The sequence below is a fragment of the Micromonospora sp. NPDC003241 genome (genome assembly GCF_053589795.1).
This window is the reverse complement of the sequence record NZ_JBSFSO010000002.1, coordinates 1-23,699: the sequence shown is the minus strand read 5'-3', so window position 1 is coordinate 23,699 and position 23,699 is coordinate 1. Positions and strand designations below refer to the sequence as shown.

The 23,699-nt window shown below is 72.3% G+C and carries 20 protein-coding genes; 10 read left to right on the top strand and 10 right to left on the bottom strand.

Annotated features, from left to right (window positions below; translation table 11 throughout):
* Positions 1 to 393: 393 nt before the first annotated feature.
* The 5 genes from ACWDVW_RS01900 (at position 394) to ACWDVW_RS01880 (ending at position 6,382) form a co-directional block, all read left to right on the top strand.
* Entirely contained in the window at positions 394 to 3,495 is a 3,102-nt protein-coding gene (locus tag ACWDVW_RS01900; RefSeq protein ID WP_449943580.1) for an AfsR/SARP family transcriptional regulator, read from the top strand.
* 233 nt (positions 3,496 to 3,728) lie between these two features.
* Complete coding sequence (gene moaC / locus ACWDVW_RS01895) at positions 3,729 to 4,220, top strand: cyclic pyranopterin monophosphate synthase MoaC (RefSeq protein ID WP_449943577.1); 492 nt, start codon at positions 3,729 to 3,731, stop codon at positions 4,218 to 4,220.
* Positions 4,217 to 4,687, top strand: coding sequence for a MogA/MoaB family molybdenum cofactor biosynthesis protein (locus ACWDVW_RS01890; protein WP_449943575.1), 471 nt, complete (start codon positions 4,217 to 4,219; stop codon positions 4,685 to 4,687). Before moaC ends, ACWDVW_RS01890 begins: the two co-directional genes overlap by 4 nt.
* Before the next feature lie 22 nt (positions 4,688 to 4,709).
* Positions 4,710 to 5,969 carry a molybdopterin molybdotransferase MoeA gene (locus ACWDVW_RS01885; protein ID WP_449943572.1) on the top strand — a complete coding sequence of 420 codons (1,260 nt, stop codon included), beginning with the start codon at positions 4,710 to 4,712 and terminating at the stop codon, positions 5,967 to 5,969.
* Positions 5,963 to 6,382, top strand: coding sequence for a molybdenum cofactor biosynthesis protein MoaE (locus ACWDVW_RS01880; protein WP_449943570.1), 420 nt, complete (start codon positions 5,963 to 5,965; stop codon positions 6,380 to 6,382). Before ACWDVW_RS01885 ends, ACWDVW_RS01880 begins: the two co-directional genes overlap by 7 nt.
* Positions 6,383 to 6,428: 46 nt before the next feature.
* Here the strand turns inward: ACWDVW_RS01880 and ACWDVW_RS01875 are convergent, their stop codons facing one another.
* Positions 6,429 to 7,871 (bottom strand): glycosyltransferase 87 family protein, encoded by a 1,443-nt coding sequence (locus ACWDVW_RS01875; protein WP_449943568.1) that lies wholly within the window; start codon positions 7,869 to 7,871, stop codon positions 6,429 to 6,431.
* A 224-nt stretch (positions 7,872 to 8,095) separates the two neighbouring features.
* A complete protein-coding gene (locus ACWDVW_RS01870; protein ID WP_449943565.1) occupies positions 8,096 to 8,641 on the bottom strand; it encodes a DoxX family protein in 546 nt (181 codons plus the stop codon).
* A 150-nt stretch (positions 8,642 to 8,791) separates the two neighbouring features.
* Between ACWDVW_RS01870 and ACWDVW_RS01865 the strand changes: the two genes are divergently transcribed.
* On the top strand, positions 8,792 to 9,337 hold the full coding sequence (locus ACWDVW_RS01865) for a GNAT family N-acetyltransferase (RefSeq protein WP_449943562.1): 546 nt from the start codon (positions 8,792 to 8,794) through the stop codon (positions 9,335 to 9,337).
* Between the two features lie 134 nt (positions 9,338 to 9,471).
* Here ACWDVW_RS01865 and ACWDVW_RS01860 read toward each other — a convergent pair whose 3' ends face one another.
* The 7 genes from ACWDVW_RS01860 to ACWDVW_RS01830 all read right to left on the bottom strand — a co-directional run bounded on the left by ACWDVW_RS01860 (position 9,472) and on the right by ACWDVW_RS01830 (position 18,747).
* Positions 9,472 to 10,710, bottom strand: coding sequence for an AAA family ATPase (locus tag ACWDVW_RS01860; protein ID WP_449943559.1), 1,239 nt, complete (start codon positions 10,708 to 10,710; stop codon positions 9,472 to 9,474).
* A 187-nt stretch (positions 10,711 to 10,897) separates the two neighbouring features.
* The gene (locus tag ACWDVW_RS01855; protein WP_449944161.1) at positions 10,898 to 11,338 is read right to left on the bottom strand and encodes an LppU/SCO3897 family protein; all 441 of its coding nucleotides are present in this window, start codon (positions 11,336 to 11,338) and stop codon (positions 10,898 to 10,900) included.
* A 666-nt stretch (positions 11,339 to 12,004) separates the two neighbouring features.
* Entirely contained in the window at positions 12,005 to 15,214 is a 3,210-nt protein-coding gene (locus ACWDVW_RS01850; protein WP_449943556.1) for a UvrD-helicase domain-containing protein, read from the bottom strand.
* 61 nt (positions 15,215 to 15,275) lie between these two features.
* On the bottom strand, positions 15,276 to 16,559 hold the full coding sequence (locus ACWDVW_RS01845) for a metallophosphoesterase (RefSeq protein ID WP_449943553.1): 1,284 nt from the start codon (positions 16,557 to 16,559) through the stop codon (positions 15,276 to 15,278).
* A 12-nt stretch (positions 16,560 to 16,571) separates the two neighbouring features.
* The gene (locus ACWDVW_RS01840) at positions 16,572 to 16,826 is read right to left on the bottom strand and encodes a MoaD/ThiS family protein (RefSeq protein WP_350698018.1); all 255 of its coding nucleotides are present in this window, start codon (positions 16,824 to 16,826) and stop codon (positions 16,572 to 16,574) included.
* Complete coding sequence (gene moaA, locus ACWDVW_RS01835; RefSeq protein WP_449943549.1) at positions 16,823 to 17,836, bottom strand: GTP 3',8-cyclase MoaA; 1,014 nt, start codon at positions 17,834 to 17,836, stop codon at positions 16,823 to 16,825. The genes ACWDVW_RS01840 and moaA overlap by 4 nt, the downstream gene beginning before the upstream one ends.
* On the bottom strand, positions 17,833 to 18,747 hold the full coding sequence (locus ACWDVW_RS01830; protein WP_449943546.1) for a fructosamine kinase family protein: 915 nt from the start codon (positions 18,745 to 18,747) through the stop codon (positions 17,833 to 17,835). The genes moaA and ACWDVW_RS01830 overlap by 4 nt, the downstream gene beginning before the upstream one ends.
* Before the next feature lie 206 nt (positions 18,748 to 18,953).
* Between ACWDVW_RS01830 and ACWDVW_RS01825 the strand changes: the two genes are divergently transcribed.
* The 4 genes from ACWDVW_RS01825 to ACWDVW_RS01810 are packed head-to-tail and all read left to right on the top strand — an operon-like array spanning position 18,954 to position 22,673.
* Positions 18,954 to 19,985, top strand: a complete 1,032-nt coding sequence (locus tag ACWDVW_RS01825; RefSeq protein WP_449943543.1) for a DUF4192 domain-containing protein — start codon at positions 18,954 to 18,956, stop codon at positions 19,983 to 19,985.
* A 48-nt stretch (positions 19,986 to 20,033) separates the two neighbouring features.
* On the top strand, positions 20,034 to 20,609 hold the full coding sequence (locus tag ACWDVW_RS01820; protein WP_449943541.1) for a helix-turn-helix domain-containing protein: 576 nt from the start codon (positions 20,034 to 20,036) through the stop codon (positions 20,607 to 20,609).
* On the top strand, positions 20,606 to 21,940 hold the full coding sequence (locus ACWDVW_RS01815) for an MFS transporter (protein WP_449943538.1): 1,335 nt from the start codon (positions 20,606 to 20,608) through the stop codon (positions 21,938 to 21,940). The genes ACWDVW_RS01820 and ACWDVW_RS01815 overlap by 4 nt, the downstream gene beginning before the upstream one ends.
* A gap of 22 nt (positions 21,941 to 21,962) precedes the next feature.
* Entirely contained in the window at positions 21,963 to 22,673 is a 711-nt protein-coding gene (locus ACWDVW_RS01810; RefSeq protein ID WP_449943535.1) for a GAP family protein, read from the top strand.
* Between the two features lie 34 nt (positions 22,674 to 22,707).
* Here ACWDVW_RS01810 and fdhD read toward each other — a convergent pair whose 3' ends face one another.
* Positions 22,708 to 23,562: a formate dehydrogenase accessory sulfurtransferase FdhD gene (fdhD, locus tag ACWDVW_RS01805; RefSeq protein ID WP_449943532.1), complete on the bottom strand. Its 855-nt coding sequence runs from the start codon at positions 23,560 to 23,562 to the stop codon at positions 22,708 to 22,710.
* Between the last annotated feature and the right edge of the window lie 137 nt (positions 23,563 to 23,699).

Below are 23,699 nucleotides of genomic sequence, written 5' to 3'. Positions count from 1 at the left end.
CTCCGCAAGCGTACGTCGGTTGGTCCTGATCCAGAAGATGGGATCAGCCCCATTCGTTCGAGTTCATCTCGACCCCCAGTTTTGTGCTGCCTTCGCGTTGGTAGCCAAACCCTAGGGGCGCTTGCGGGCATATAGCGACTAAAGGTGTCTTATTGCGCAGAATAGGCCAATATGGTGATATTAAGTCACGTTCAGTTCCATCCGCTTAACGGAGGGTCCAATAAGGTGGATCGATCACGTTGTCCACCTCGGTGCCCGCCGCCGCAAGATTTCTGCGCAACAAGTGTGACCAGAAGCTTTGCTCGTTTCATCGCCGTTTCGGTCGAGCTTGCCGCATCACGCGGGGACTGGCAGCACGGGATCCTGGTTAAGCTGCGTACAGTGATCCTTTGAATGCGGGCAGAGGGGTCGGTGCAGATTCAGGTCCTCGGCGGTCTCGTGGTACGCCTCGACTCGGGGGTGTTGCCCCTGGGGACGCCGAAACAGCAGACGGTTCTCGCCATGCTGGCCGGCAACCCCGGTCGGCTGGTGTCGGTGGGCCAGCTCGTCGACGAGTTGTGGCCGGACCGCCCACCGCACTCGGCCGTGCCCAATGTCCGTACGTATGCGGCCAATCTGCGACGCAGCCTTGAATTGCTGGTGCCGGAGCGTGAGGTGCTGGTCCGCACCCGTGACGGCTACCGCCTCGACGTCGACCCCTCCGACGTGGACGTCTTCGCCTTCCAGTCCGAGGTCGCCGAGGCTCGTCGGCTCGTCGTCGCGGACGAGCCGGCTGCGGCGGACCTGTTGGTGCGGGCGCTGGCGCGCTGGCAGGGACCGATGCTCACCGGGCTTTCGCTGGGGCCGGGGCTGCTGGCACAGGTGGCCTCGGCGACCGAGGACCGGATGTTGACGGCGGAACTCCTGGCCGAGCTGCGGATCCGCCTGGGTCGGTACGACGAGGCGTTGCCGGTGCTCCGGGAGCTGTTGATGGGGCAACCGCTGCGCGAGCGGGCCCACCTGCTGCTGATGCGGGCTCTGTACCTGCGCAACGACCACGCCGGGGCCATCGCCGCCTACGCCGAGGCGAGACGGGTCCTGCGCGAGCAGTTGGACATCGAGCCCGGGGCGGAGCTGCGGCAACTCCACCAGCACATCGCCGCGCGGGAGCGGGAACGTCGGCATCCGGCGGAGTCGCGCCCGGCGTCCTCGACGCGGGACCCGGAGGGCAGAGGCGACGCTGCGCAACCGTTCCTGCCCCGCGAGGTGCCGGACTTCGTCGGTCGGACCCCGGCGGTCGAACACCTGGTGGCGGCGACGCTGCGCGCCGGCACTTCGCTCTCCGCGGTGCACCTCGTCGACGGCATGCCGGGCAGCGGCAAGACGTCGTTGGCCCTGCACGTCGCCGGTCGACTCGCCGCCCGCTTCCCGGACGCGCAACTCTTCATCGACCTCGCGGGTCACGACCCCGCCGCGAGGGTGGACCCGACCGCTGCGCTGGCGACGCTGCTGCGTCAACTCGGTGTGCCGGGTGGACGTATCCCTCCGGAACGCGGTGACCGGCTGGTCCTGTGGCGTCGCGAGCTGACCGGACGCCGGGTGATCGTGGTGCTGGACAACGCGGCGGACGCCGAGCAGGTCCGCCCGCTGCTGCCCACGGTGCCGGGAAGCGCCGTGATCGTGACGTCGCGGCGGCGGATCACCGGCCTGGACGTCGGTCCACCGGTGTCCCTGCCGGTGATGGACGTCGCGGAGGGGGTAGCGCTGCTCGCCTCCACGGCCGGATCGGCGCGGGTGGCGGCGGAACCCGAGGCGGCCGTGGCCGTGGTGGAGCAGTGCGGGCACCTACCGCTGGCGATCCGGCTCGCCGGTTCGCGGCTGGCGCATCGACCGACCTGGCGGGTCGCGGACCTGGCGGCGCTGTTGGCCGGCAACGCCCGCCGGTTGGACCACCTCGCGTCCGGGGACCGGAGCGTGGCCGGCGCGTTCGCGGCCTCGTACGAACCGTTGGACGACGACGCGAAGCGACTGTTCCGGCTGCTCAGCGTCGCTCCGGGCGCGGTGTTCGGTGCGGCGATCGCCAGTGCGGTGTCCGGGCTGTCCCCGGACGACACCGCAGAGGCGCTGGACGTACTCGTCGACTGTCATCTGATCGAAGAGGTCGAGGCCGGGCGGTACCGGATGCACGACCTCATTCGCCAGTACGCCCACGAGATGTCGATGCGACACGATTCGCCGGACACCCGGAATGGGGCTCTCGCCGATCTGCTCGACCTCGTTCTGCACCTCGCATTCGGTGTCGCTGACGAGCTGGAGTCCGGTTTCGTGCGAGGGCAGGTGAGCCTCGGTCGACCTCGCCGTCCTGACTTATTGGCCGACGTCGGAACACCGACCGAGGAATGGATGGAGACGGAGCGGGCCAACCTCGTGTCGCTCGTCGTACGGGCCCGGGAATGGCGACACCACGATCAGGCGTGGCGATTGACCCGACTGTTGTGGCGGTTCCTTTACGTCCGGGGCTATTTCGACGACATCATTTCGACGCATCTGCACGGGCTCGCCGCGGCGGAGCACGTCGAGAACGACGCCGCCATCGCCGCGATGCACAACTACCTCGCCTCCGCCTACGTCCGTACCGGCGACTACGGGGACGCGTTGCAGCACGTCGGCGCGGCGGTCCGCATCTCCGAGCGGCGTGGCGACCTGAAGAACATCGGCCGCTACCGGACCAACCTGGCCGCCATCCACTGGATCCGTGGTGATCTCGAAGAGGCGGTGCGGTGTGGTCTGGACGGACTGCGCAGCCAGAACGGGTACGACCCCGGCGAGGTGCCGACTTTCCTGCCGAGCGTGGGGCTCGCGCTCGGCCTGCTCGGCCGGTACGACGAGGCACTGCGCCTGCATCGCCTGCACCTCTATCTCGGTCGCCAGGTCAACAACCAGTTCCACATCCTCAACGCGTTGGGACACATCGGTGGGGTGAAATGTCGGATGGGGCGGTACGCCGCCGCCCTGCGGGCACTGCGGGCTGCGTTGGTGATGCGGGAGCGCACCGGTCAGCGCTACGCGGAGTCGGAGGTACGCAACGACATCGGCAACGCGCTGCGCGGACTGGGCCGAATCGACGAGGCCGTGCGGCAGCACGAACTGGCCCGGGAGTTGGCGGTGGAGTCGGGTGAGGCGCACGTCGAGGCCGCCGCCCTGAACGATCTCGCGTTCACGCTCGCCGGCTCCGCCGACGCCGACCGGCTGACCGCCCTGCACCGGTCGGCCCTGCAGTTGGCCACCCGGATCGCCCACCCATACGAGCGGGGTCGAGCCCTGGCGGGCCTCGCCGAGCACCTGTCCGGCACGGACCCGGCAGAGGCGCGCCGGCACTGGGAACGTGCCCTGGCGATCTTCAGGCGGATGGGGGTACCCGAGCGGTTCGACGTCGAACGCCGTCTGGCGGGGTCGTCCGTCGCGGTGACAGCCACCCGACTGACCGCCGCGTCGTCCGGTGCCGACCACCGCTGAGCAGCGACAGAACGAGAGAAACCTTCTTATCGATTTCTTATCGACCGGCTCGGTAGCGTCTCGACGTCGCCGACGGGGGGAGATCCGCCACGGACGGATCTCGTCGCGACACCTGCCATCGGTACGTCTCGACTACCACGGCAGGGTGCGGAAGGGGGCGGCGCGCGAGCGCCACTCCTTCCGCGAAGCACCGCACACCGGGCACGTCGGTGCGGAGGGATAGGCTCGCCAGCGTGACGGAACCCGCCCAGCTCACCCACGTCGACGCGACCGGTGCGGCGCGCATGGTCGACATCTCCGCCAAGCAGGTCTCCGGCCGGGTGGCCGTCGCGGCCGGTCGGCTGCGCACCACGTCCGAGGTGATCGAGCTGCTCCGCCGGGACGGGTTGCCCAAGGGCGACGCGCTGGCGGTCGGCCGACTGGCCGGGATCATGGGCGCCAAGCGCACCCCCGACCTGATCCCGCTGTGCCACCCGATCGCGTTGCACGGTGTCACGGTCGACCTGGTGCCCACCACGGACAGCGTCGAGATCACCGCCACCGCCCGCACGGCCGACCGGACCGGCGTCGAGATGGAGGCGCTGACCGCCGTGGCCGTCGCCGGATTGGCCCTGGTGGACATGGTCAAGGCGGTCGACCCGGCGGCGAGCGTCGAGGCGATCCGGGTGGTGCGCAAGGAGGGCGGCAAGACCGGCCTGTGGGAGCGTCCGGCGGACCGGCCGTGATCCGCGCCCGGGTGGTGGTGGCCTCCAACCGCGCCGCCGCCGGCGTCTACGCCGACACCAGCGGCCCGCTGCTCGTCGAAGGCCTGCGCGAACTGGGCTGCGAGGTGGACGAGCCGGTGGTGGTGCCGGACGGCGAGCCGGTCGGTCAGGCCATCCGAGCCGCACTGGCCGACGGTGTCGACGTGCTGGTCACCAGCGGCGGGACCGGGGTCACGCCGACCGACCGCACTCCCGACGTGACCCGGGCCCTGCTCGACTACGAGATCCCCGGCATCGCCGAGGCGCTGCGCGCACACAGCCGTGACCGGGTGCCCACCTCGGTGCTGTCCCGGGGGGTGGCCGGGGTGGCTGGTCGCACCCTGGTGGTGAACCTGCCGGGCTCCACCGGTGGCGCGCGGGACGGTCTCGCCGTGCTGGGGCCGATCCTCGCGCACACCGTCGACCAGTTGCGCGGTGGCGACCACTAGGCGAACCGATAGGCTCGGCCGGGTGAGAACGGAAACCGCATCCGCCCCCGAGGGCGTCGCCGCGCCGCCGCCGGCCGGTTGGGAGGAGGCGCGCTCCCGGGTGTACGCGGTGGGCCTGGCCGCCGCACTTCCCGCAGTCGAGCGCCCACTCGCCGACGTCGACGGGTACACCCTCGCCGAACCGCTCACCACCCGGACGGACCTGCCGGCGTTCCCCACGTCGAGTGTGGACGGCTGGGCGGTCCGAGGTACCGGTCCGTGGCGGGTGGTCGGGCGGGTGCTGGCCGGCGGCACACCGTCCCCGTTGACCGAGGACGGGACGACCGTCGAGATCGCCACCGGCGCGATGGTGCCGTCGGGCACCTCCGCCGTGCTGCGGGTGGAGGAGTCGACGCGTACCCCGGACGGGTCGGTCGACGGTGTGCCGCGCAGCGTGCCGGAGTGGCGGCGGCCGGGCGAGGAGGCGGCGGCCGGCGAGGAGCTGCTCCCGGCCGGTACCCCGGTCGACCCGGCCGTGATCGGCCTGGCCGCCTCCTGTGGCCACGACACGCTGCGGGTACGCCGCCAGCCCCGGGCCGCGCTGCTGGTCTTCGGGGACGAACTACTCACCGCCGGTCCGCCCGCCGCCGGGCGGGTCCGTGACGCGCTGGGCCCGACCGTGCCGAGTTGGCTGCGCCGGTACGGCTGTCAGATCCGTCCGGCCGACGTGGTCGGACCGGTGGCCGACACGCTGCCCGACCACGTGGCCGCGCTGCGTGCCGCGTTGGCCCACGCCGACCTGGTCTGCACCACCGGCGGGACGATGCACGGGCCGGTCGACCACCTGCATCCGGCGCTGGCCGAACTGGGCGCCGACTACGTGGTCAACACCGTCGCGGTACGCCCCGGTTTCCCGATGCTGCTGGCCCGGGTGGTCGGCGACGATAGTCGGGTCCGGTTCGTCGCCGGCCTGCCCGGCAACCCGCAGTCCGCCGTCGTCGCGCTGGTCTCGCTGGTCGCGCCGCTGCTGGCGGGTCTCGCCGGCCGGGTGGCACCGGTGCTGCCGCACGTCACACTGGCCGAGCCGGTGCCGGGACGCGGCGACCACACCCACCTCGCCCTGGTCCGGCTCGACCGGGCCGCCGGGACGGCCCGCCCGGTCCGACACGTCGGATCGGCGATGCTGCGCGGCCTCTCCGGCGCGGACGGCTTCGCCGTGATCCGGCCGGGCAGCACCGGTGCCGCCGGGGACCGGGTGCCGCTGGTGCCGCTGCCGCTGCTGCCCGGGGAGCGGGCGTGGTGATCGTGGTCGGGGACGTCACCGAGCAACCGCTGGACCTGGCGGCCCACGAGGCGGCCGTCGCCGACCGGCGGGCCGGCGCGGTGGTCTCCTTCGCCGGGGTGGTACGCGACCACGACCACGGCCGCGCGGTGGTGAGCCTGGAGTACGAGGGCCACCCGAGCGCCGCCGCCATCCTGCGGGAGGTGGCCGCCGAGATCGCGGCCGATCCCGACGTATACGCGGTGGCCGTGTCGCACCGGATCGGCCCGCTCGCCATCGGCGACGCGGCGCTGGTCGCGGCGGTGAGCACCGCGCACCGGGCGGCCGCGTTCGCCGCCTGCGCCAAGCTGGTGGACGAGGTGAAGGCCCGGCTGCCGATCTGGAAGCGGCAGGTCTTCGCCGACGGCACCGAGGAGTGGGTCAACTGCCCGTGATCCGCAGGTGCCGGGTCACGTCGACCCGGCACCGTCGACGCCCCGGTCAGCGCCGGCTGTGCAGCAGCGCGATGCGGGCCATCCGGTCGGTGTAGAAGGCGGGTTCCGCACCGGGACGCCACGGCAGAGCGGCGACCAACACGATCAGGGCCAGCGCCAGCGAGTTCTCCATCAGCACCCCGAACAGCCCGTTCTCGTAGTGCGAGACCTCGGGGAGTTGGTGCTCGTACGGCCAGATCGGCGAGATCAGGAAGAGCAGATAGAGCCCGAGCGCGGCGATGCCGTGCCGGAGCCCGGTCAACGTCGGATACCAGATCGGCGGGCGGAGCGCGGAGACACCCGGTGGACCGCCGTACGCGCCGGAGGTGGCCCGCAGGGCCGGACCTCGGCTGGCGTCGTGGCGGCGGATCGCCGCGTCGGCCAACACGATGATCGCCGGGATCACCCAGACGAGGTGGTGTGTCCAGGAGATCGGGCTGATCACGTTGGCGGTCAGGCCGACCAGGGTGAAGGCGGTCAGCTCGTCACCGTCGGCGTGCGACTGCGAGGCCCGGGACAGGCCCAGCGCCAGCACCAGCACCGCGAAGGCGAGCCAGAGCAGCGTGGGGGTCTCGATCGAGTCGTACAGCCGCGCCAGCAGACCGGCCAGCGACTGGTTGGGCGTCATGTCGGCGGCGCCGACCCGCTCGGTCTGCCACAGCACGTTGCCGAAGTAGGCCCGGGACTCGGCGCCCACGATGCCGAAGCTGCCGATGGTCACGGCGACGGTGGTGCCGATCGCGGTCGCGGCCACCCGCCACTGGCGAGTGATCATCAGATAGAAGATGAACAACGCCGGGGTGAGCTTCACGGCCGTGGCCAGACCGATGCCCACGCCGGCCCAGGCGCCACCGTAGACGAACCGCAGCAGGGGCCCGTCGCTGTCCGCCTGGTGCGTGCCGCGCCGGGACCGCCAGCGCAGCGCCACCAGATCGGCCATGATCAGGGCGAACAGCAGCAGGTTGACCTGCCCGTAGCCGAGGGTCTCGCGGGTCGGCTCGATGGCGAGCGCGACCGGGGTGGCGATGGCCACCGTGTACCACAGTGGCCAGCCCAGCCGGTCCACGATCGGCCGCAGCAGGGCGGCCAGCACCACGGCCAGCGCGGCGATGCTGACCAGCGCGTTCACCAGCCCCGCCGCGGCCACCGGCAGGTGCGCCATGGGCAGCATCGCCAGCCCGGCGAAGGGTGGGTAGGTGAAACCCAGTGTGGTGTCGGGCGCGACGAACTCGTACAGCTCGTGACCGCTCGCCCACCAGACCACCGCGCCGTGATAGATCTTCATGTCGAAGAAGTTGTACGGACGCCCGAAAGCGCCGATGGCAAGCCATGCGGCATAGGCGACGGCGGCGACGATGCCGGCCCGTACGACTGTCCTACGATCGATCCCACGCGTTACGCGACGGACTGCGGCGAGGCGGTCCAGCCTTCTACCGACGCTCGTCGGCATGGCTCGGCCACCCCCGTACCAAGGTCGTCCTACCCGTCCAGGTCCGGTAGGGAGCCTAGAACGGCGCCTCACGTCAGTGCCTCCCGCGTTATGCGACCGTGTCCGATCCCACACCATCTTTTGACATTTCCACCGCGTTAACGCCTACCGGGCGGTTCAGGTGATTCGCGGCCTTAGCCAGACTGGGGGTGGGATAAACGCAGGTCAGCGAGGGGTGACGAGGCTCAGCCGGGGATCCGGCGCGCGGTTGCCGCCGAGCGGACGGCGATCCGGGCTTCGCGGCGTGCGGTCCGGACGGCACGGCGTACCGACCGTCGGGAGTGGCCGATCCGGTGACCGGCCCGCCACCGCAGTCCCGGCTTCCCCCCGGTGTCCGCCGCGGCGAGCAACAGCCCACCGAGGAGACCGAGGTTCTTCAGGAAGTGAATCTGGTTGTTGTTCCGCGCCGCCGGGTCGTCGTTACGCCAGAAGGGATGCCCGGCGAGGGTGACCGGCACCAACGTGCCGGCCAACACCAGCGCCGCCGGCCGGGTGAACCTCCCGGTGGCCAGCATCAGCCCCGCGCCGAACTGGACGGCGGCGTTGGCGCGGATCAGGCTCACCGTGTCGGTGGGGATGCGGGCGTCCGCCCGTTGCAGCAGCGGCGCCACCCGGTCGGTGACCGGCTGCGCCGCCGGCACCAGACGTTCGGGGCTGGTGAAGTTGCGGGCGCCGCTGACCACGAAGATGCCGCTCAACATGGCGCGGGCGAGGGATCGTACGGGCGTCATGGAACAGTCATACCCCGTCCGTGACCTCGACATGCCCCGCAACGGCCCATCTCGATCGATCGGGTGGGCCGGATGGCCCGAGTGGCGACGCGCCACGCCGATTCCAGCGACCGTCACTGATGGATGCGTCGCGCGCGGTAACCTCCCCGCGTGACGACGCTGCGGCTCCGACCCGAGGACCCGGCAGACACCGGCGCGGTCCGCCGGGTACTGGCCGCCGCCTTCGCCCGCCCCGACGTGACCACCCCGCCGGAGGTACGCCTCGTCGACGAACTGCGGGCCGGCGACGCGTGGCTCCCGAACCTGGCGATGGTCGCCGAGTACGGCGGTGAGATCGTCGGCTACGCCCTGCTGACCCGGGTTCGGGTCTGCGCGGACGGGGCCAACGCCCCGGCGCTGGTGCTCGGACCGGTGGCGGTGGCACCGCACCGGCAACGGATCGGGCTCGGCGGCGCGGTGGTGCAGGCCGCCCTGGAGGCGGCCACGGAACTCGGCGAGCGGCTGATCGTGGTGCTCGGCGACCCCGCGTACTACCGGCGCTTCGGCTTCAGCCGAGCCGACCGGATGGGCCTGACCAGCCCCTGGTCCGGTCTGGGTGAACCATGGCAGGCCCTGGTCCTCCCTCCGACGACCTCGGGCGAGCCGGCCGCCCCACGGGGTGAGGTGGTCTTCCCGCCTCCGTGGTCCAAGGTCTGACCCGCCCCACCTCACCTGCCTCCGCGATCATGGAGTTGTGGTCGTGCTCGATCCAGGATCGAGTGGTGTCACCCTCGCCCCGAGACCACTCGATCCCGGATCGAGCGTGATCTCGCGGCGAGGTCGAGACCGGGTCAGGCGGGTTGGGTGCGGAGGTAGCGACCGAAGTGCGGGACGGTGAAGGCGACCGTGCCGCGTTCCCCGGAGTAGATCAAGCCCTTCTTGATCAGGGCGTCCCGGGCCGGGGAGAGGCTGGCGGGCTTGCGGCCGAGAGCACGGGCGATCTCGGCGGTCGGCACTGCGGCGTCCATGTCGTCCCGGCCGCCTCCGTCGGCTGCCCCCTCGACCAGGGAGAGCGTCGCCATCGCCCGCATGTACTCGCGCTCGGCCGGGGTGGCCCGCTCGAAACGGGAACCGAAGAAGCCCACCGCCAGCTCGGCCTCGGCCTCCGGGGCGGCCACCCGTACGTCGGCGGCGGTGATCGGTGACCGGGGGGCGTGGTCCCAGGTCGCCTTCCCGTACGCCTGGACGAAGTACGGGTACCCGCCGGACTTCTCGTAGAGCAGGTCGAGCGCCTTCGCCTCGTACTCCACGTCCTCCCGCTCGGCCGGTGCGCAGAGTGCCTGGTCGGCGGCGATGCGGTCGAGCCGGTCGATGCGTTGGTAGCGGAACAGCCGCTCGGAGTACGACTTGGCGGCGCTCAGCACCGCCGGCAGGTGCGGCAGGCCGGCGCCGACCACGATCAGCGGTGCGCCGAGCTGGGAGAGTTCGTGGCAGGCCGCGCAGAGTGCGGAGACGTCCTCCGGCCCGAGGTCCTGCATCTCGTCGATGAAGACGGCGACGCCGGTGCCGACGTCGCTGGCCACCGAGGCGGCGTCGGTGAGCAGCTCGACCAGGTCGATCTCGATGTCGCCGGAGTCGGCCCGGCCGGTGGCCGCCGGTACGTCGATGCCGGGCTGCCACCGGTCGCGCAGCTTGGCGGCACCGGCGCGACCGGTCGGGGCACCCCGTTGGGCGAAGGCTTTGAGTACCCCGAGGAACGCGTCGATCCGGTCCGGTGCGCGATGCCGTGGGGCCAGTTCCCGGACGGCCATGTGCAGGGCGGCGGCGATCGGCCGGCGTAGCGACTGGTCCGGGCGGGCCTCGATCTTGCCGCTGCCCCAGAGGCTGTTGATTGCCTGCGAGCGCAGCGTGTTCAGCAGCACGGTCTTGCCGACGCCCCGCAGCCCGGTGAGCATCAGACTCCGCTCCGGACGTCCCCGGGCGATGCGTTCCAGCACGATGTCGAAGACGTCCAGTTCCCGCCCCCGCCCGGCCAGTTCGGGCGGGCGCTGACCAGCGCCCGGGGCGTACGGGTTGCGGACCGGATCCACGAATCGCACAGTATCGGGCCGTCTAGGCGGGAGGCTAGACATGGATAGACGGTGCTACCGGCGTGTTGCCGGTCGAGCCAAAACTAAGGCTGTCTAGCGTGGACGCTAGACAGCACTAGTTTTACCGATCGTCGACACCGGGCCTGAGGTCAGCCGCGCTGCTTGAGGTCAGCCGCGCTGCTTGAGGTCAGCCGCGCTGCTTGAGGCAGAGCACGAAGTCCAGCGAGTCCAGCTCACTGTCGTAGAAGTACCAGTTGGTGTAGCCGTCGACCGGCGCACACTTCGCCTCGGCGTCCCGCTCCCCGCTGGTCTTGCCGTCGAAGCGGCGCAGCACCTCGTACGACTTCGGCGCGCACTCGCTGATCACCAGTTTGGGTTTGCCACCGGCGGGGCCCTCGTTGCGTACGCACTGGCCCGGCTCGACGAACCGAGGATCGGTGGACGAGGCGTCCGACGGCGAGCTGGCCGGCTCCTCGTCCTCGTCGTCCGGCCCGGCCGGGGTCACCGGTGCCTCCTCGGGCGTGGGAGCGGCCACCGGCGTCGGCGTCTCGTCGTCCTGCCCGATCAGGTAGAACGCGGTCGCGCCGCCGAGCACGAGCACCAATACCGTCGCCAGCACCGCGAAGATCCGGCCCCGACCGCGCCCGCGCTCCGGCGGCGGCTGCCCGGCGTACGCGGTCTCCGCCGCGCCGTCCTGATAGGCCGGGTACGTCGCGGTGTCCTGCGAGTCGGATCCGTGGCCCGCTTCGTGTCCACTGCCCGGGTACTGCGGCCCGCTCGCCCCCGGACCGTAGCCGCCACCGTAGGGCTGGTCACCGCCGTAGGTATGACCGTCACCGTAGGACTGGCCACCGCCATGGCCCTGCCCGCTGCTGCCGTAGGGCTGCCCGCCGTGGGACCGCGCATCGCCGTAGCCCTGGCCGCCGTAGGGCTGCCCATCGCCGTAGCCCTGGCCGCCATGGCCCTGTCCGTCGCCGTAGGGCGGCCGGCCGTCGTCGGGTGGTGGTGTCGCGTCATAGGGGCGGTGGCGGTCGGGCGGTCGACGATCGGAGCCGTACCCCTCGTCATGGCCCGGCTCGTGCCACGGCGAAGGGCCGCCGCCCCCCGGTGGTCCGTAGTTCGCCATGCACGCACTCCTGAAGCCGTGGGTGGAATCGGTGGGCCGCAGCCGGTCGTCGCCCACGTCACCGTAGCGCGTGACCGTCTCACTGATCGTCCGTACGCGATCACGGACCGGTCACTGCGGCCGCCGCCCCGCCCCGCACTGTGGAGGGCGGGGCGGGTCGGCGGACGCTCAGATGAGCCGGAGCTGATGGTCCTTCGGTCGGCGAGGCCCGGCGGGGTCGCCGAGTCGTTCGAAGAGGCCGGCGTCGATCACGTCGAGGAACGGAGTCGGTCGGCAGTCGCGTTCCGACCCGTGCCGGACCCGACGTGCCGCGTGGCTGACGTAGAGCCGGTCCTGTGCCCGGGTCAGCCCGACGAAGAACAACCGTCGCTCCTCGGCGATCGCCTCGTCGTCCGGAGTGGTGCCCGGCCAGCGCAGCGGCAGCAGTCCGTCCTCGGCCCCGACCAGGAAGACCACCGGGAACTCCAGGCCCTTGGCGGCGTGCAGGGTCAGCAGGGTGACCGCCTCGGCACGGGGGTCGAGCGCGTCCACCTCCGCCCCGGTGGCGAGCTGGGACAGGAACATCTCCAGGTCGTCACCGCAGCGGCGGGCCAGCGGGGTCAGCAGGTCGACCGCGGTACGCACGTCCTCCGGCCGGACCCCGTGCGAGCCGTCGAGGGTGGGGGTGGCGAACCGTTCCGCGAGCGATTGGCCGGCGAGGCGTACCCGGGCGGGCAGTGCGCCGTCGACACCGGTGACGTGCCGCAGCTCGCGGGCGATGGCCATCACGCCGGGCCGGTCCCGCAGCCGGTCGTGCGATCGCTTCTGCACCGGGACGTTGGCCCGGGCCAGGGCGTCCACGATCGGCGCGGCCTGCGAGTCGGTGCGGTAGAGCACCGCGATGTCGGAGAAGGACAGCGTGCTCGACCGGCCGTCGATGCGCCCGGAGTCCAGCGACCGGTGGGACAGTCCGCCGACCAGTTCGTCGACGGTGCGTACCACGAAGTCGGCCTCGTCGGCGACGGACGCCGCGGCGTACCGTCCGACCAGCGGGGCCTCCGGGTCGAGCCGGGCCGGGTCCAGTCGGCGTCCCCGGACCAGCGACGACGGCGCGATGGCCTGCACGGCGGCGGCCAGGATCGGCGCGGAGGACCGGTAGTTGCGGTTCAGCCGGACCAGGCGGGCGTCGGTGAAGTCCTGGGAGAAGCGCAGGAAGTATCCGACGTCGGCGCCCCGGAACGAGTAGATCGCCTGGTCCGGGTCACCGATCGCGCAGAGGTTGCCGTCGGCGGGGCTGAGCAGGCGCAGCAGGTCGTACTGCACGGCGTCGACGTCCTGGTACTCGTCGACGAAGATCCACTGCCAGCGGTCCCGGTAGCGCTCGACCAGCCTGCGGTCGTCGCGCAGCAGCGCCACCGGCAGGGTGAGTAGGTCGTCCAGGTCGACCATGCCCTGCTTGCGCAGCAGCGACGTGTACCGCGCCGGATCGTCCCCGGCCTCCGCGCGGGCCGCCGTCCGGTCGGCGTCGTCGGCGATCCGGAAGTCGTCCGGCAGACCGGCGGTGGCCGCGTTCTCCCGCAGGATGGTCAGTCCGAGCGAGTGGAACGTGCCCACGGTGACGTCCTCGGCGACCGGTCCGAGCAGCCCGTCGAGTCGGTGCCGCAGTTCCTCGGCGGCGCGTCGGGTGAAGGTGATCGCCAGGCACCGCTCGGGGAAGACGTTCAGCTCCGCGCAGAGGTACGCGATCCGGTGGGTCAGCGTACGGGTCTTGCCGGTGCCCGGTCCGGCGACGATCAGCAGCGGACCGCCGGGTGCCGAGGCGGCCACCCGCTGCATGGCGTCGAGCCGGTCGAGCAGCCCGCTGCCCACCTCCTCCATGCCGGCGAGCATCGGCTCGAACGGCTCGTGCGGGGAGGGTGCCGGCGCGATCGGCGGTGCCGGAGCCGGCACGGGAGCCGCCTTGCGCTTCGGTTCCGCCTTGGCCGTCGGCCGCTTCGCCTTCGTCTCCGAGCCGCTCGACTCGGCCGGTCGCCGCTGCGTGGGCACCTGCACCGGTACGTCGAACAGCGTCTCCTGCCCGCCCGAGGCCGCACCGGCACCCAGTTCGGTCGGGTCGAAGAGGGTGATCACGCCGTACTCGCCGTCGTAGCCGGGCACCCGGCGGACCTCGTCGCGGCGCAGTCGGCCGATGCCCTCCGCGAGCAGTTCGCCGCCGACCCGCCCGATGTCGTCCAACGGGGTACGCGTCAGGATGTCCAGTTCGGAGCCGAGCGCGGCGACCAGGTCGGTGAGCTTGCCCTCGACCTTCTTGGAACGCGGGCCGACCTTGTTGATCTCGCCGAGGATCTCGGCGAGCTGGATCAGGTGGGTCACCTCGGGCGCGTGCTCCGGCCGGTACCCCTCGGGTCGGTCGGCCAGGTCCTCGACCCGGCTCAGCACACCCACTGTCAGCGGCTTGCCGCACTCCGGGCAGCGTCCGCCGGCCGCCCTGGTTCGCTCCGGTTCCCAGTTCACCCCGCACAGCCGGTGGCCGTCCGCGTGGTACTTGCCCTCTTCGGGGAAGAACTCGATCGTGCCGGCCAGCCCGTCGCCGGTCCGCAGCGCCTCCCGGATGCCGAAGTAGTCCCGTTCCGAGGCGAAGACGGTCGCCTCCCGGGCCAACGCGGGTGGCGAGTGGGCGTCCGAGTTGGACACCAGCCGGTAGGCGTCCAGGCTGCCGACCCGCCAGTTCATCGCCGGGTCCGAGGAGAGGCCGGTCTCCACCGCGAAGATGTGCTCGGCCAGGTCGGCGTAGCAGTCGGCGATCGCGTCGAAGCCGGACTTCGAGCCCAGCGCGGAGAACCACGGCGTCCAGATGTGCGCCGGCACCAGGTAGCCGTCCGGGCTCGCCTCCAGCGTGATCTCCAGCAGGTCGCGGGAGTCCAGGCCGAGGATCGGGCGGCCGTCCGACCCGAGGTTGCCGATCCGGCCCAACGCGGTGTTGAACCGGCCCACCGCGTCCAGGTCCGGCAGATAGATCAGGTGGTGGACCTTGCGGGTCCGGTCGTCCCGCTTGTAGATCGTCGAGATCTCCACGCTGAGCATGAACCGGACCGGGTCGCTCTCGGCGTGACTGGAGAGCCGGGGCGGCAACCGACGGGCGATGTCCCGCTCGGCCTCGTCGGACAATCGGTACAGACCGGGCTCGGCGGGACGCAGGGTCTCCCGGAGGTGGTCGTACCAGGCGGGGTGGGTGAAATCACCGGTGCCGAGCACCGCGATGCCCTTGCGTTTCGCCCACCAGCCGAGGTTCGGCAGGGTCAGGTCACGGCTGCAGGCCCGCGAGTATTTCGAGTGGATGTGCAGATCCGCGACGAAGGGCGGGCGGCCACCGGGGGGTACGGCGTTGAACGGAGGCACGCCGCATCCTGCCACGACCGGCCGTGCCCGTGCGCGCCGCCACGCTCGGGCGTGAGGTTCGCTATGCCGAACGCAGTTCCACGAGAGTGACCTGAGGCTCCGCGCCCACCCGCACCGGCGGGCCCCAGAAGCCGGCCCCGTTGGTCACGTAGACCTTGGTCCCGTCCACCTCGCCCAGGCCGGAGACCACCGGCTGCTCCAACTTGACCAGCAGGTTGAACGGCACGATCTGACCACCGTGGGTGTGACCGGACAGTTGCAGGTCGACGCCGTACTTCGCGGCCTCCATCGCGGCCACCGGCTGGTGGGCGAGGAGCACCACCGGCCGGGACGGGTCCCGGTCGGCGAGGGTGGCCGCATAGTCGGGCGGGGCGGAGACACCGGTGCCCACGGCGCTGACGTCGTTGACGCCGGCCAGGTCGAGCACGCCACCCCGGGCGGCGATCTCCAATCGCTGGTTCTGCAGCACCCGCAGCCCGAGCCGGTCGACCTCGGCCACCCACTCCTCGACGCCGGAGTAGTACTCGTGGTTGCCGGTGACGAAGTAGCTGCCGTGCCGGGCCCGCAGGTCGCGCAGCGGGGCCGCGTCGTCGCCCAGCTCGGCCACCGTGCCGTCGACCAGGTCACCGACCACGGCGACGATGTCGGCGTCCAGGCGGTTGATCGCGGCGACGATCCGCTCGGTGTGCGCCCGTCCGGTCAGCGGCCCGATGTGGATGTCGGAGACGGTGGCGATGCGCAGGCCGTCCATGCTGCGCGGCAGCTTCGCCAGCGGGATCTGCACCCGGTCCAGTCGGGGCGGGCCCATCGCGGTCCGCACCCCGTACCCGACCAGGCCGGTGGCGGTGAGCCCGGCGAAGATCGCCGCCCCACGGGCGAGCAGCAGCCGGCGGGACGGGTCGTGGTCCGGGCCGACCGCTCCGGCGGCCGGCGGGTCACCCGCCTGGTCGGCTGCCGGAGTGCTCGCCTCGGTGTCGTCGGTGCCCGGCGGGTCCGCCGGGGTGGCGCTGCCGACCAGGGCCGGCTCCGGTGCGACGGCCGCCGCCCGGCGGCGCAGCACCAGCCGCGTCACCAGCATCGGCACTTCCAGCGCGACGAGGATCACCAACAGGTAGAACATCACCGCGAGCCAGAGGTAACCCGGCCAGGCGAGCCAGTACATCCCGGACCGGGTGCCGATCATGGTCGCCGGTACGAGCAGCGCCAGCACCACCGCGGTGACCGTGCCGATCCGCCGCCAGCGCCCGGCGGTGGTGGTGTCCTTGACCAGCCGCTTCCAGAGGTAGAGGTGGATCAGCCCGGTGATCAGGGCAAGCGTGGCCACGAAGCCGAGTACCGCGAACACGTGTGATCCCCCTCAGCCACCGGCGAAGGGAGGCAGGACGTCGATCGTCGCTCCGGCCGGCAGCGGCTGCTTCCGATCATGACAGGTAACGCCGTCGACCAGAAAACTCGCCACCTTGAGCACCGGCACCAGCCGCGCGCCGTGCCGGTCGGAGAGCTCCGCCAGCACCTCGTCCAGCGACCGCCCGGCGGTGGTGGTCTCCTCGGCGCGACCGGCGGCAGCGCGGGCCCCGGCGAAGTAACGGACGGTGACGGTCGCCACGGTCACCCTCCGATGGCCGACATCGGCCGGGTCGGTTGCAGGAAGGTCGGGTCGTCGATCCCGTGCCCGGCCCGCTTGCCCCAGGTCGCCGCCGTCCAGCGGCGGGCCACCTCGTCGTCGTCGGCCCCGGCCCGCAACGCGTCGCGCAGGTTCGACTCCTCGGTGGCGAACAGGCAGTTGCGGATCTGGCCGTCGGCGGTGAGCCGGGTCCGGTCGCAGTCTCCGCAGAATGGCCGGGTCACGGTGCCGATCACGCCGACCCGCGTCGGGCCGCCGTCGACCAGCCAGGTCTCGGCGGGCGCCGTGCCGCGCGCGGTCGGGTCCGGGCTCAGCGCGTACGCCGAGCGCAGCGTCGTCAGGATCTCCTCGGCGGTGACCATGGCGGCGCGGTCCCAGCCGTGCTGGGCGTCCAGCGGCATCTGCTCGATGAACCGCAGCTCGTAGCCGTGGTCGAGGGCGAAGCGGAGCAGTGCCGGTGCCTCGTCGTCGTTGACGCCCCGCATCAGCACCGCGTTGACCTTGACCGGGGTCAGCCCGGCGTCGGCGGCACCGGCCAGACCGGCCAGCACGTCGGAGAGCCGGTCGCGCCGGGTGAGCCGGGTGAAGCGCTCACGGTCCAGCGTGTCGAGCGAGACGTTCACCCGGTCCAGCCCGGCCTCGCGCAACGCCGGAGCCAGCCGGTGCAGCCCGATGCCGTTCGTGGTCAGCGAGAGCCGGGGACGCGGGTCGAGTGCGGCGGCGGCCGCGACGATGTCGACCAGACCCGGGCGGATCAGCGGTTCGCCGCCGGTGAACCGGACCTCGGTCACGCCGAGCCGGCACACCGCCACCCGGATCAGCCGGACCACCTCGTCGTCGGTGAGCAGCTGTGGCCCGGCCAGCCAGGGCAGCCCCTCGGCGGGCATGCAGTACGTACAGCGCAGGTTGCACTTGTCGGTCAGCGAGACCCGCAGGTCCCGGGCGACGCGGCCGTACCGGTCGACAAGGGCGCCGGCGGTCGGCGGGGCGACGGTCACCCGTCGACCGTAGCGCGCTCGGCCCCGCTCAGGGCCGCCCGGGCGGCGTGCACGACCGAATCCCGGTACCCGCTGCCGAACAGGGCGGTGTGCACCAGCAACAGGTGCAACTGGTGCAGCGGCACGCGGTGCCGCCAGCCGTCGGCCAACGGCCAGGTCTCGTCGTACGCGGCCAGGATCCGGTCCGCGTACGGTGCCCCGCCGAAGAGCGTTAGCTGCGCGAGGTCGGTCTCCCGGTGCCCACCGTGCGCGGCCGGGTCGACCAGCCAGACCCGGTCGTCGGCGCCCCAGAGCAGGTTGCCGGGCCAGAGGTCGCCGTGGATGCGGGCGGGCGGCTCGTCGCCGCCGAACTCGTCGATCCGGGTCACGACCTGCTCGACGAGCGTGGCGGCGGTGGCGTCCAGGGCGCCTCCGTCGACCGAGCGACGCAGGTAGGGCACGATCCGGGCCTGTGCGAACCAGACCGGCCAGGGACCGTCGTGCGGGGTGTTGTCCGCTGGCAGCGCGCCGATGAAGCCCGGCCAGCGTGCCCCGAAGGCGGGCGCTCCGGCCCGGTGCGTCTCGGCCAGCTCACGCCCGAAGCGGTCGGCCGCCGCCCGCTGGGGCTCGCCCGGCTGCACCCACTCCAGCGCGAGCAGGTCGGGCAGCGCCACCAGCACCTCCGGTACGGCGACGGCGCCGGCCTCCCGTAACCAGCGCAGCCCGGCCGCCTCGGTGGCGAAGAAGTCCTCCGGCACCTGCCGGTCGGCGTGCTCCGGCCAGGTCTTGGCGAACACCGAGTGCCCGTCGTCCAGCGTCAGCCGGCTGGCGGCGCAGATGTCGCCGCCGCTCACCGGCGTCTCCCGGATCCGCTGGTGGGTCAGGAAGGTCGGCAACTGCTCCGGATGCGCCCGCAGGTACGCCAGATCCATCCCCGCAAGGTATCCCTTCGGGTGTAAGGAGGGGTCCCCTACTAACGCCTCGTGTATAGGAAGGGTCCCTTCCTAACATCCGAGCTGCGGTGCCGGGGAGCAGGCGGATCGCGTTGAGCTGGGCGAATACGCAGGGTGACTGTGGATAACCCGCGTGTCGTCCACAGGGGCAGCGGTGGGAACCGGGCGGCTCGCAGGCTGCTCTCATGAACTCCACGGACCTGCCCCGGCTCACCGTCAGATCGCCCGCCGACCTCATCGCGGCCGTGCCGTACCTGCTCGGCTTCCACCCCACCGACAGCGTCGTGGTGGTGGCGCTGGCCGGCTCGCGGATCGTCTTCGCCGCCCGGACAGACCTGCCCGGCGAGGGTGATCCGCGTGAGTCGGCGGAGCACATCGCCGCGGTGACCGCGCGGCAGGGCGCCGATTCGGCCACGGCGATCGGGTACGGCCCGGCGGTCCGGGTCACTCCGGCCGTGGACGCGGTCCGGGGCGCGCTTGCCGACGCCGGGCTCACCGTCCTGGACGCGTTACGGGTCACCGGTGACCGGTGGTGGTCGTACGTCTGTCAGGAGCCGGAATGCTGCCCGCCCGAGGGCACTCCGTACGACCCCAGGGCCAGCGCGGTGCCGGCCGCAGCGGTCTTCGCCGGCCAGGTCGCGTTGCCTGACCGGGCCGCTCTCGCCGCGGCGGTGGCCCCGGTCGACGGGCCGGAGATGCGGCGCGCCGCCGAACGGGCCGACCGGCGACTCGCCGACCTGTTGGCGGAGGCGCCCCCGGCCGACCTGCTCGGCGGTCGGGCGCTGCGGACGGCCGGGGTGGCGGCGCTGCGGGCCACCCGACGCCGTCACCGCGACGGCGAGCCGTTGACCGACGACGAGGTGGCGTGGCTCTGCCTGCTGCTGACCCATCTGCCGGTGCGGGACCACGCCTGGGAACGCACCGACGGCCGGGACGAGGACGTGACGTTCTGGACCGAGATGGTGCGCCGGACCGAGCCGGACCTGTCCGCCGCGCCCGGTGCCCTGCTCGCGTTCGCCGCCTGGCGCGCGGGGCAGGGCGCGCTGGCGGCGGTGGCGTTGGAGCGGGTGCTGGCCGAGCACCCGGACTACTCGCTCGGCCTGCTCTTGGACGACCTGCTCCGCCGGGGAGTGCCGCCGTCGCGCCTGGACGGCTGGCCGAGATCGCCGAAGGCGCTACGGCGGGGCAGGCGTCGATCCGGTCGCCGCCCGCGATGATTGACAAGAAGTATTGTACGTCATTTCTTGTACGTCTACGGTGGCGACATGTCGAACGACGAGACCGTGCTGCACCTGACCGACCCCCGTGCCATGCGGGCCCTCGCCCACCCCACCCGGCTCCGGCTCCTCGGCGAACTGCGGCTGCGGGGGCCGCAGAGCGTCGGGATGCTCAGCGACGTCGTCGACGAGGCGGTCGGCTCGGTCAGCTACCACCTGAGCAAACTCGCCGAGCACGGCTTCGTGCGGGAGGCTCCGGAGTGTGCACGCAACCGTCGGGAACGGTGGTGGCGAGCTGCGCACGCCACCACCTCCTGGGAGCCACTGGAGGCACTCGACGACCCGGAGCGGAAGGTCGCCTCCGACCTGCTGCGGCGTGCCGTGCTGGAGCGGTACCAGGCGGCCCTGAACGGCTACCTCGCCGCCGAGGCGACCTTCGAGCCGGAGTGGGTACGGGGCACCGCCAGCAGCGACAACGCCTACCACCTCACCGCTGCCGAACTGCGGGAACTGCGGGCCGACCTGGAGGCGCTGGCCGCGCGCTGGCAGGAGCGCAGCGACCCGGACCGCGCCGACGCCCGCCCGGTCACGATGATCTATCACGCGTTCCGGCGGCCCGAATGAGCCGCCCGTCCCGCACGCCGCTGATCGGTCTGCTGGTCGGGCACACGGTCTCGCTGACCGGCAACATGCTCACGATCATCGCGCTGCCGCTCTACGTACTCGCCGAGACCGGCTCGCCGGCCGCCACCGGCCTCACCGCTGCCGTCGCGACCGCGCCGATCGTGCTCGGTGGCGCACTGGGCGGAGTCCTGGTCGACCGGATCGGCTACCGCCGTGCGAGCGTGCTCGCCGATCTGGTCTCCTGCCTGACGGTCGCCGCGATCCCCCTCCTGCACGCCACGGTCGGTTTGCCGTTCTGGGCGCTGCTCGCGCTGGTCTTCCTCAGCGGTCTGCTCGACACGCCGGGCCAGACCGCCCGGGTCGCTCTGCTGCCCGAGGCGGCCACCGCCGCCGGCCTGCCGACCGAGCGGGCGATCGGTTGGTTCGAGGCGACCGAGCGGGGTGCCCGACTGCTCGGTGCACCGGTGGCCGGCCTGCTGGTCGCCACCCTGGGGGCGCTGCCCGTGCTGGTCCTCGACGCGGCCACGTTCGTGCTGTCCGCAGTGGTCGTCGCCGTGCTGGTGCCGGCGAACCTCCAGCCCGGCGCCGACGAGGCCGCGACCGTCGACGGGCCAGCGACCAGCCACGACACCGGTTACTGGCGCCAGTTCGCCGCCGGCGTACGGTTCCTGCTCGCCGAGCCCCTGTTGCGGGTCCTGGTCCTGCTGGTGTTGGTGACCAACTTCTTCGACGCGACCAAGACCAACGTGCTGCTGCCCGTCGTCGCGCACCGGGACCTCGGCGGAGCGGCGGCCCTCGGGCTGCTCGTCGGTGCCATGGGCGGTGGTGCGCTGGCGGGCTCGTTGGTGTTCAGCGCCGTCGGTCACCGGCTGCCCCGCCGGGCCACCTTCGTGGTGGCCTTCGCGGTGGCCGGTCCACCGCCGTTCTGGGCGATGGCCGCCGGGCTGCCGTTGCCCGTCCTGCTCGTCGTGTTCGCCAGCGCCGGTTTCGCCGCCGGGGCGATCAACCCCATGATCGGCGCGATCAAGCTCGAACGCGTACCGGCCCGGATGCGGGCTCGGGTGTACGGCGTGATCGGCGCGGTGGCCTGGGCCGCCATCCCGCTCGGCGCGCTCGCAGCGGGTTTCGCCAGCGAACATGCCGGCACCACGGCCACCCTCGTCGCGGCCGGCGCCGGCTACCTCCTGGTGGTCCTCACCCCGCTCCTCGGTGGCCCGTGGCGCACCATGAACCGTCCTCCGAACCCACCTCAGGAAACCGTCCCGAAGGCTCGACAGGCCACGGGGCCAGGGCAGCCGTCGGACCGGGACACCCGGATAATCACCGCATGAGCGTGCGTTCCTTGGGCCCGGCATGAGCGTCGCGTTACTGCTGTCCCTCGCGGGTCTGGCGCTCGTCGACAGCACCAGCATCGGCACCCTGTTCATCCCGGTCTGGCTGCTGCTCGCCCCGGGCCCGGTTCGCCTCGGGCGGGTGTCGACCTACCTGGGCACCATCGCCTGCTTCTACTTCCTGGTCGGGCTGCTGCTCTATTTCGGCGGCAGCGGGCTGGCCGAGATGTTGGGCGGCGCGCTGGACAACCGGCCGGTGCTGTGGGGGCAGCTTGCGCTCGGTGTCGGGTTGTTCGTGCTGAGCTTCCGCTACGACGGCAAACGCGGCGGTGGCGGCGGGCGGGTGTTGCGCTGGCGTGACCGGGCGACGTCCGGTGACTCCTCGGCCCGTTGGCTGGTCGGGTTGGCGGTGTTCGCCGCGCTGGCCGAGGTGGCGACCATGCTGCCGTACCTCGGTGCCCTGGGTCTGCTCACCACCTCGGGTCTGGGCGTGCCGCAGGTGATCGCGTTGTTGGCGGGATACTGCCTGGTCATGGTCCTGCCGGCGCTGGTGCTGCTGGGCGCGCGGGTGGCCTGGCCGAGGCGGATCGAGCCCCTGCTCGCCCGCCTCAACGCGTGGATCGTGCGGTCGTCGGGCAGCATGCTGGGCTGGATTCTGGGCATCGCGGGTTTCCTCATCGCCCGGGACGCCGCCGTCCGGCTGGAGCTGTTCGAGCTGCTGGCCAACCGCTGAGCAGCCGGGTGGGCGGTCTCGCCCGACGCGGCGGTCAGCCGGTCACCCGGTGGGCGCCGGTGTAGATGTTCATCGTCCGTCCGCGCAGGAAGCCGACCAGGGTGAGACCGGCTTCGGCAGCCAGGTCGACCGCGAGCGTGCTCGGCGCCGACACCGCCGCGAGCAGCGGCAACCCGGCCATCCACGCCTTCTGGGTCAGCTCGAAACTGGCCCGGCCGGAGACCAGCAGCAGGTGCCCAGCCAGCGGCAGCCGACGCTCGCGGAGCGCCCAGCCGATCACCTTGTCCACCGCGTTGTGCCGGCCCACGTCCTCGCGCAGCACCAGCAACTCGCCGTCGGCGGAGAACAGTCCCGCCGCGTGCGACCCGCCGGTACGGTCGAAGCCCCGCTGACCGGCCCGCAGCCGCTCCGGGAGTTCGGCCAGCATCTCGGCGGCCATGGCGAGCGGGTCGGCGGCCACGTCGAACCGGGACCGGGTACGGACCGCGTCGATGCTCGCCTTGCCGCAGACCCCGCAGGCACTGGTGGTGTGGAAGTGCCGGGTCGTGTCGGTGCCGGGAGACGGTACGCCCGGAGCCAGCGTCACGTCGACCACGTTGTAGGTGTTCGGCGTCTCGGTGCCGGCACACAGTTGCGCGGTGGACACGTCGTCCGTCGAGCGGATCAGCCCCTCGGTGAACAGGAAGCCGAGGGCCAGATCCAGGTCGGCGCCGGGGGTCCGCATGGTGACCGAGAGCGGGCGGCGTCGGTTCGGCCCGGCCGGCCCGACCCGGATCTCCAGCGGCTCCTCGGCGGCGAGCGTGTCCGGTCGGCGTACCCGGATTCGTCCGGTGTCCGTCGCGTCGAGGTCGACGCGGAGCACCCCGCGTCGGTCACTGGCCCGTCCCACCCCGCCATCCTGCCCCGCCCACACACCCCACCGCATCCGACCGCTCCACCCAGCCGCTCGCCCGCCCGGCCGCTCGCCCGCCCGGCCGCCCGGCCGCCCGGCCGCTCGCCCGCCCGGCCGCTCGCCCGCCTCACCCC

Coding starts and splice junctions, on each gene's coding strand:
- ACWDVW_RS01900 (WP_449943580.1), top strand. CDS start 394: ATGCGGGCAGAGGGGTCGGTGCAGATTCAGGTCCTCGGCGGTCTCGTG.
- ACWDVW_RS01875 (WP_449943568.1), bottom strand. CDS start 7,871: ATGCCGACGAGCGTCGGTAGAAGGCTGGACCGCCTCGCCGCAGTCCGT.
- ACWDVW_RS01870 (WP_449943565.1), bottom strand. CDS start 8,641: ATGACGCCCGTACGATCCCTCGCCCGCGCCATGTTGAGCGGCATCTTC.
- ACWDVW_RS01830 (WP_449943546.1), bottom strand. CDS start 18,747: ATGGATCTGGCGTACCTGCGGGCGCATCCGGAGCAGTTGCCGACCTTC.
- ACWDVW_RS01825 (WP_449943543.1), top strand. CDS start 18,954: ATGAACTCCACGGACCTGCCCCGGCTCACCGTCAGATCGCCCGCCGAC.
- ACWDVW_RS01820 (WP_449943541.1), top strand. CDS start 20,034: ATGTCGAACGACGAGACCGTGCTGCACCTGACCGACCCCCGTGCCATG.
- ACWDVW_RS01815 (WP_449943538.1), top strand. CDS start 20,606: ATGAGCCGCCCGTCCCGCACGCCGCTGATCGGTCTGCTGGTCGGGCAC.
- ACWDVW_RS01810 (WP_449943535.1), top strand. CDS start 21,963: ATGAGCGTCGCGTTACTGCTGTCCCTCGCGGGTCTGGCGCTCGTCGAC.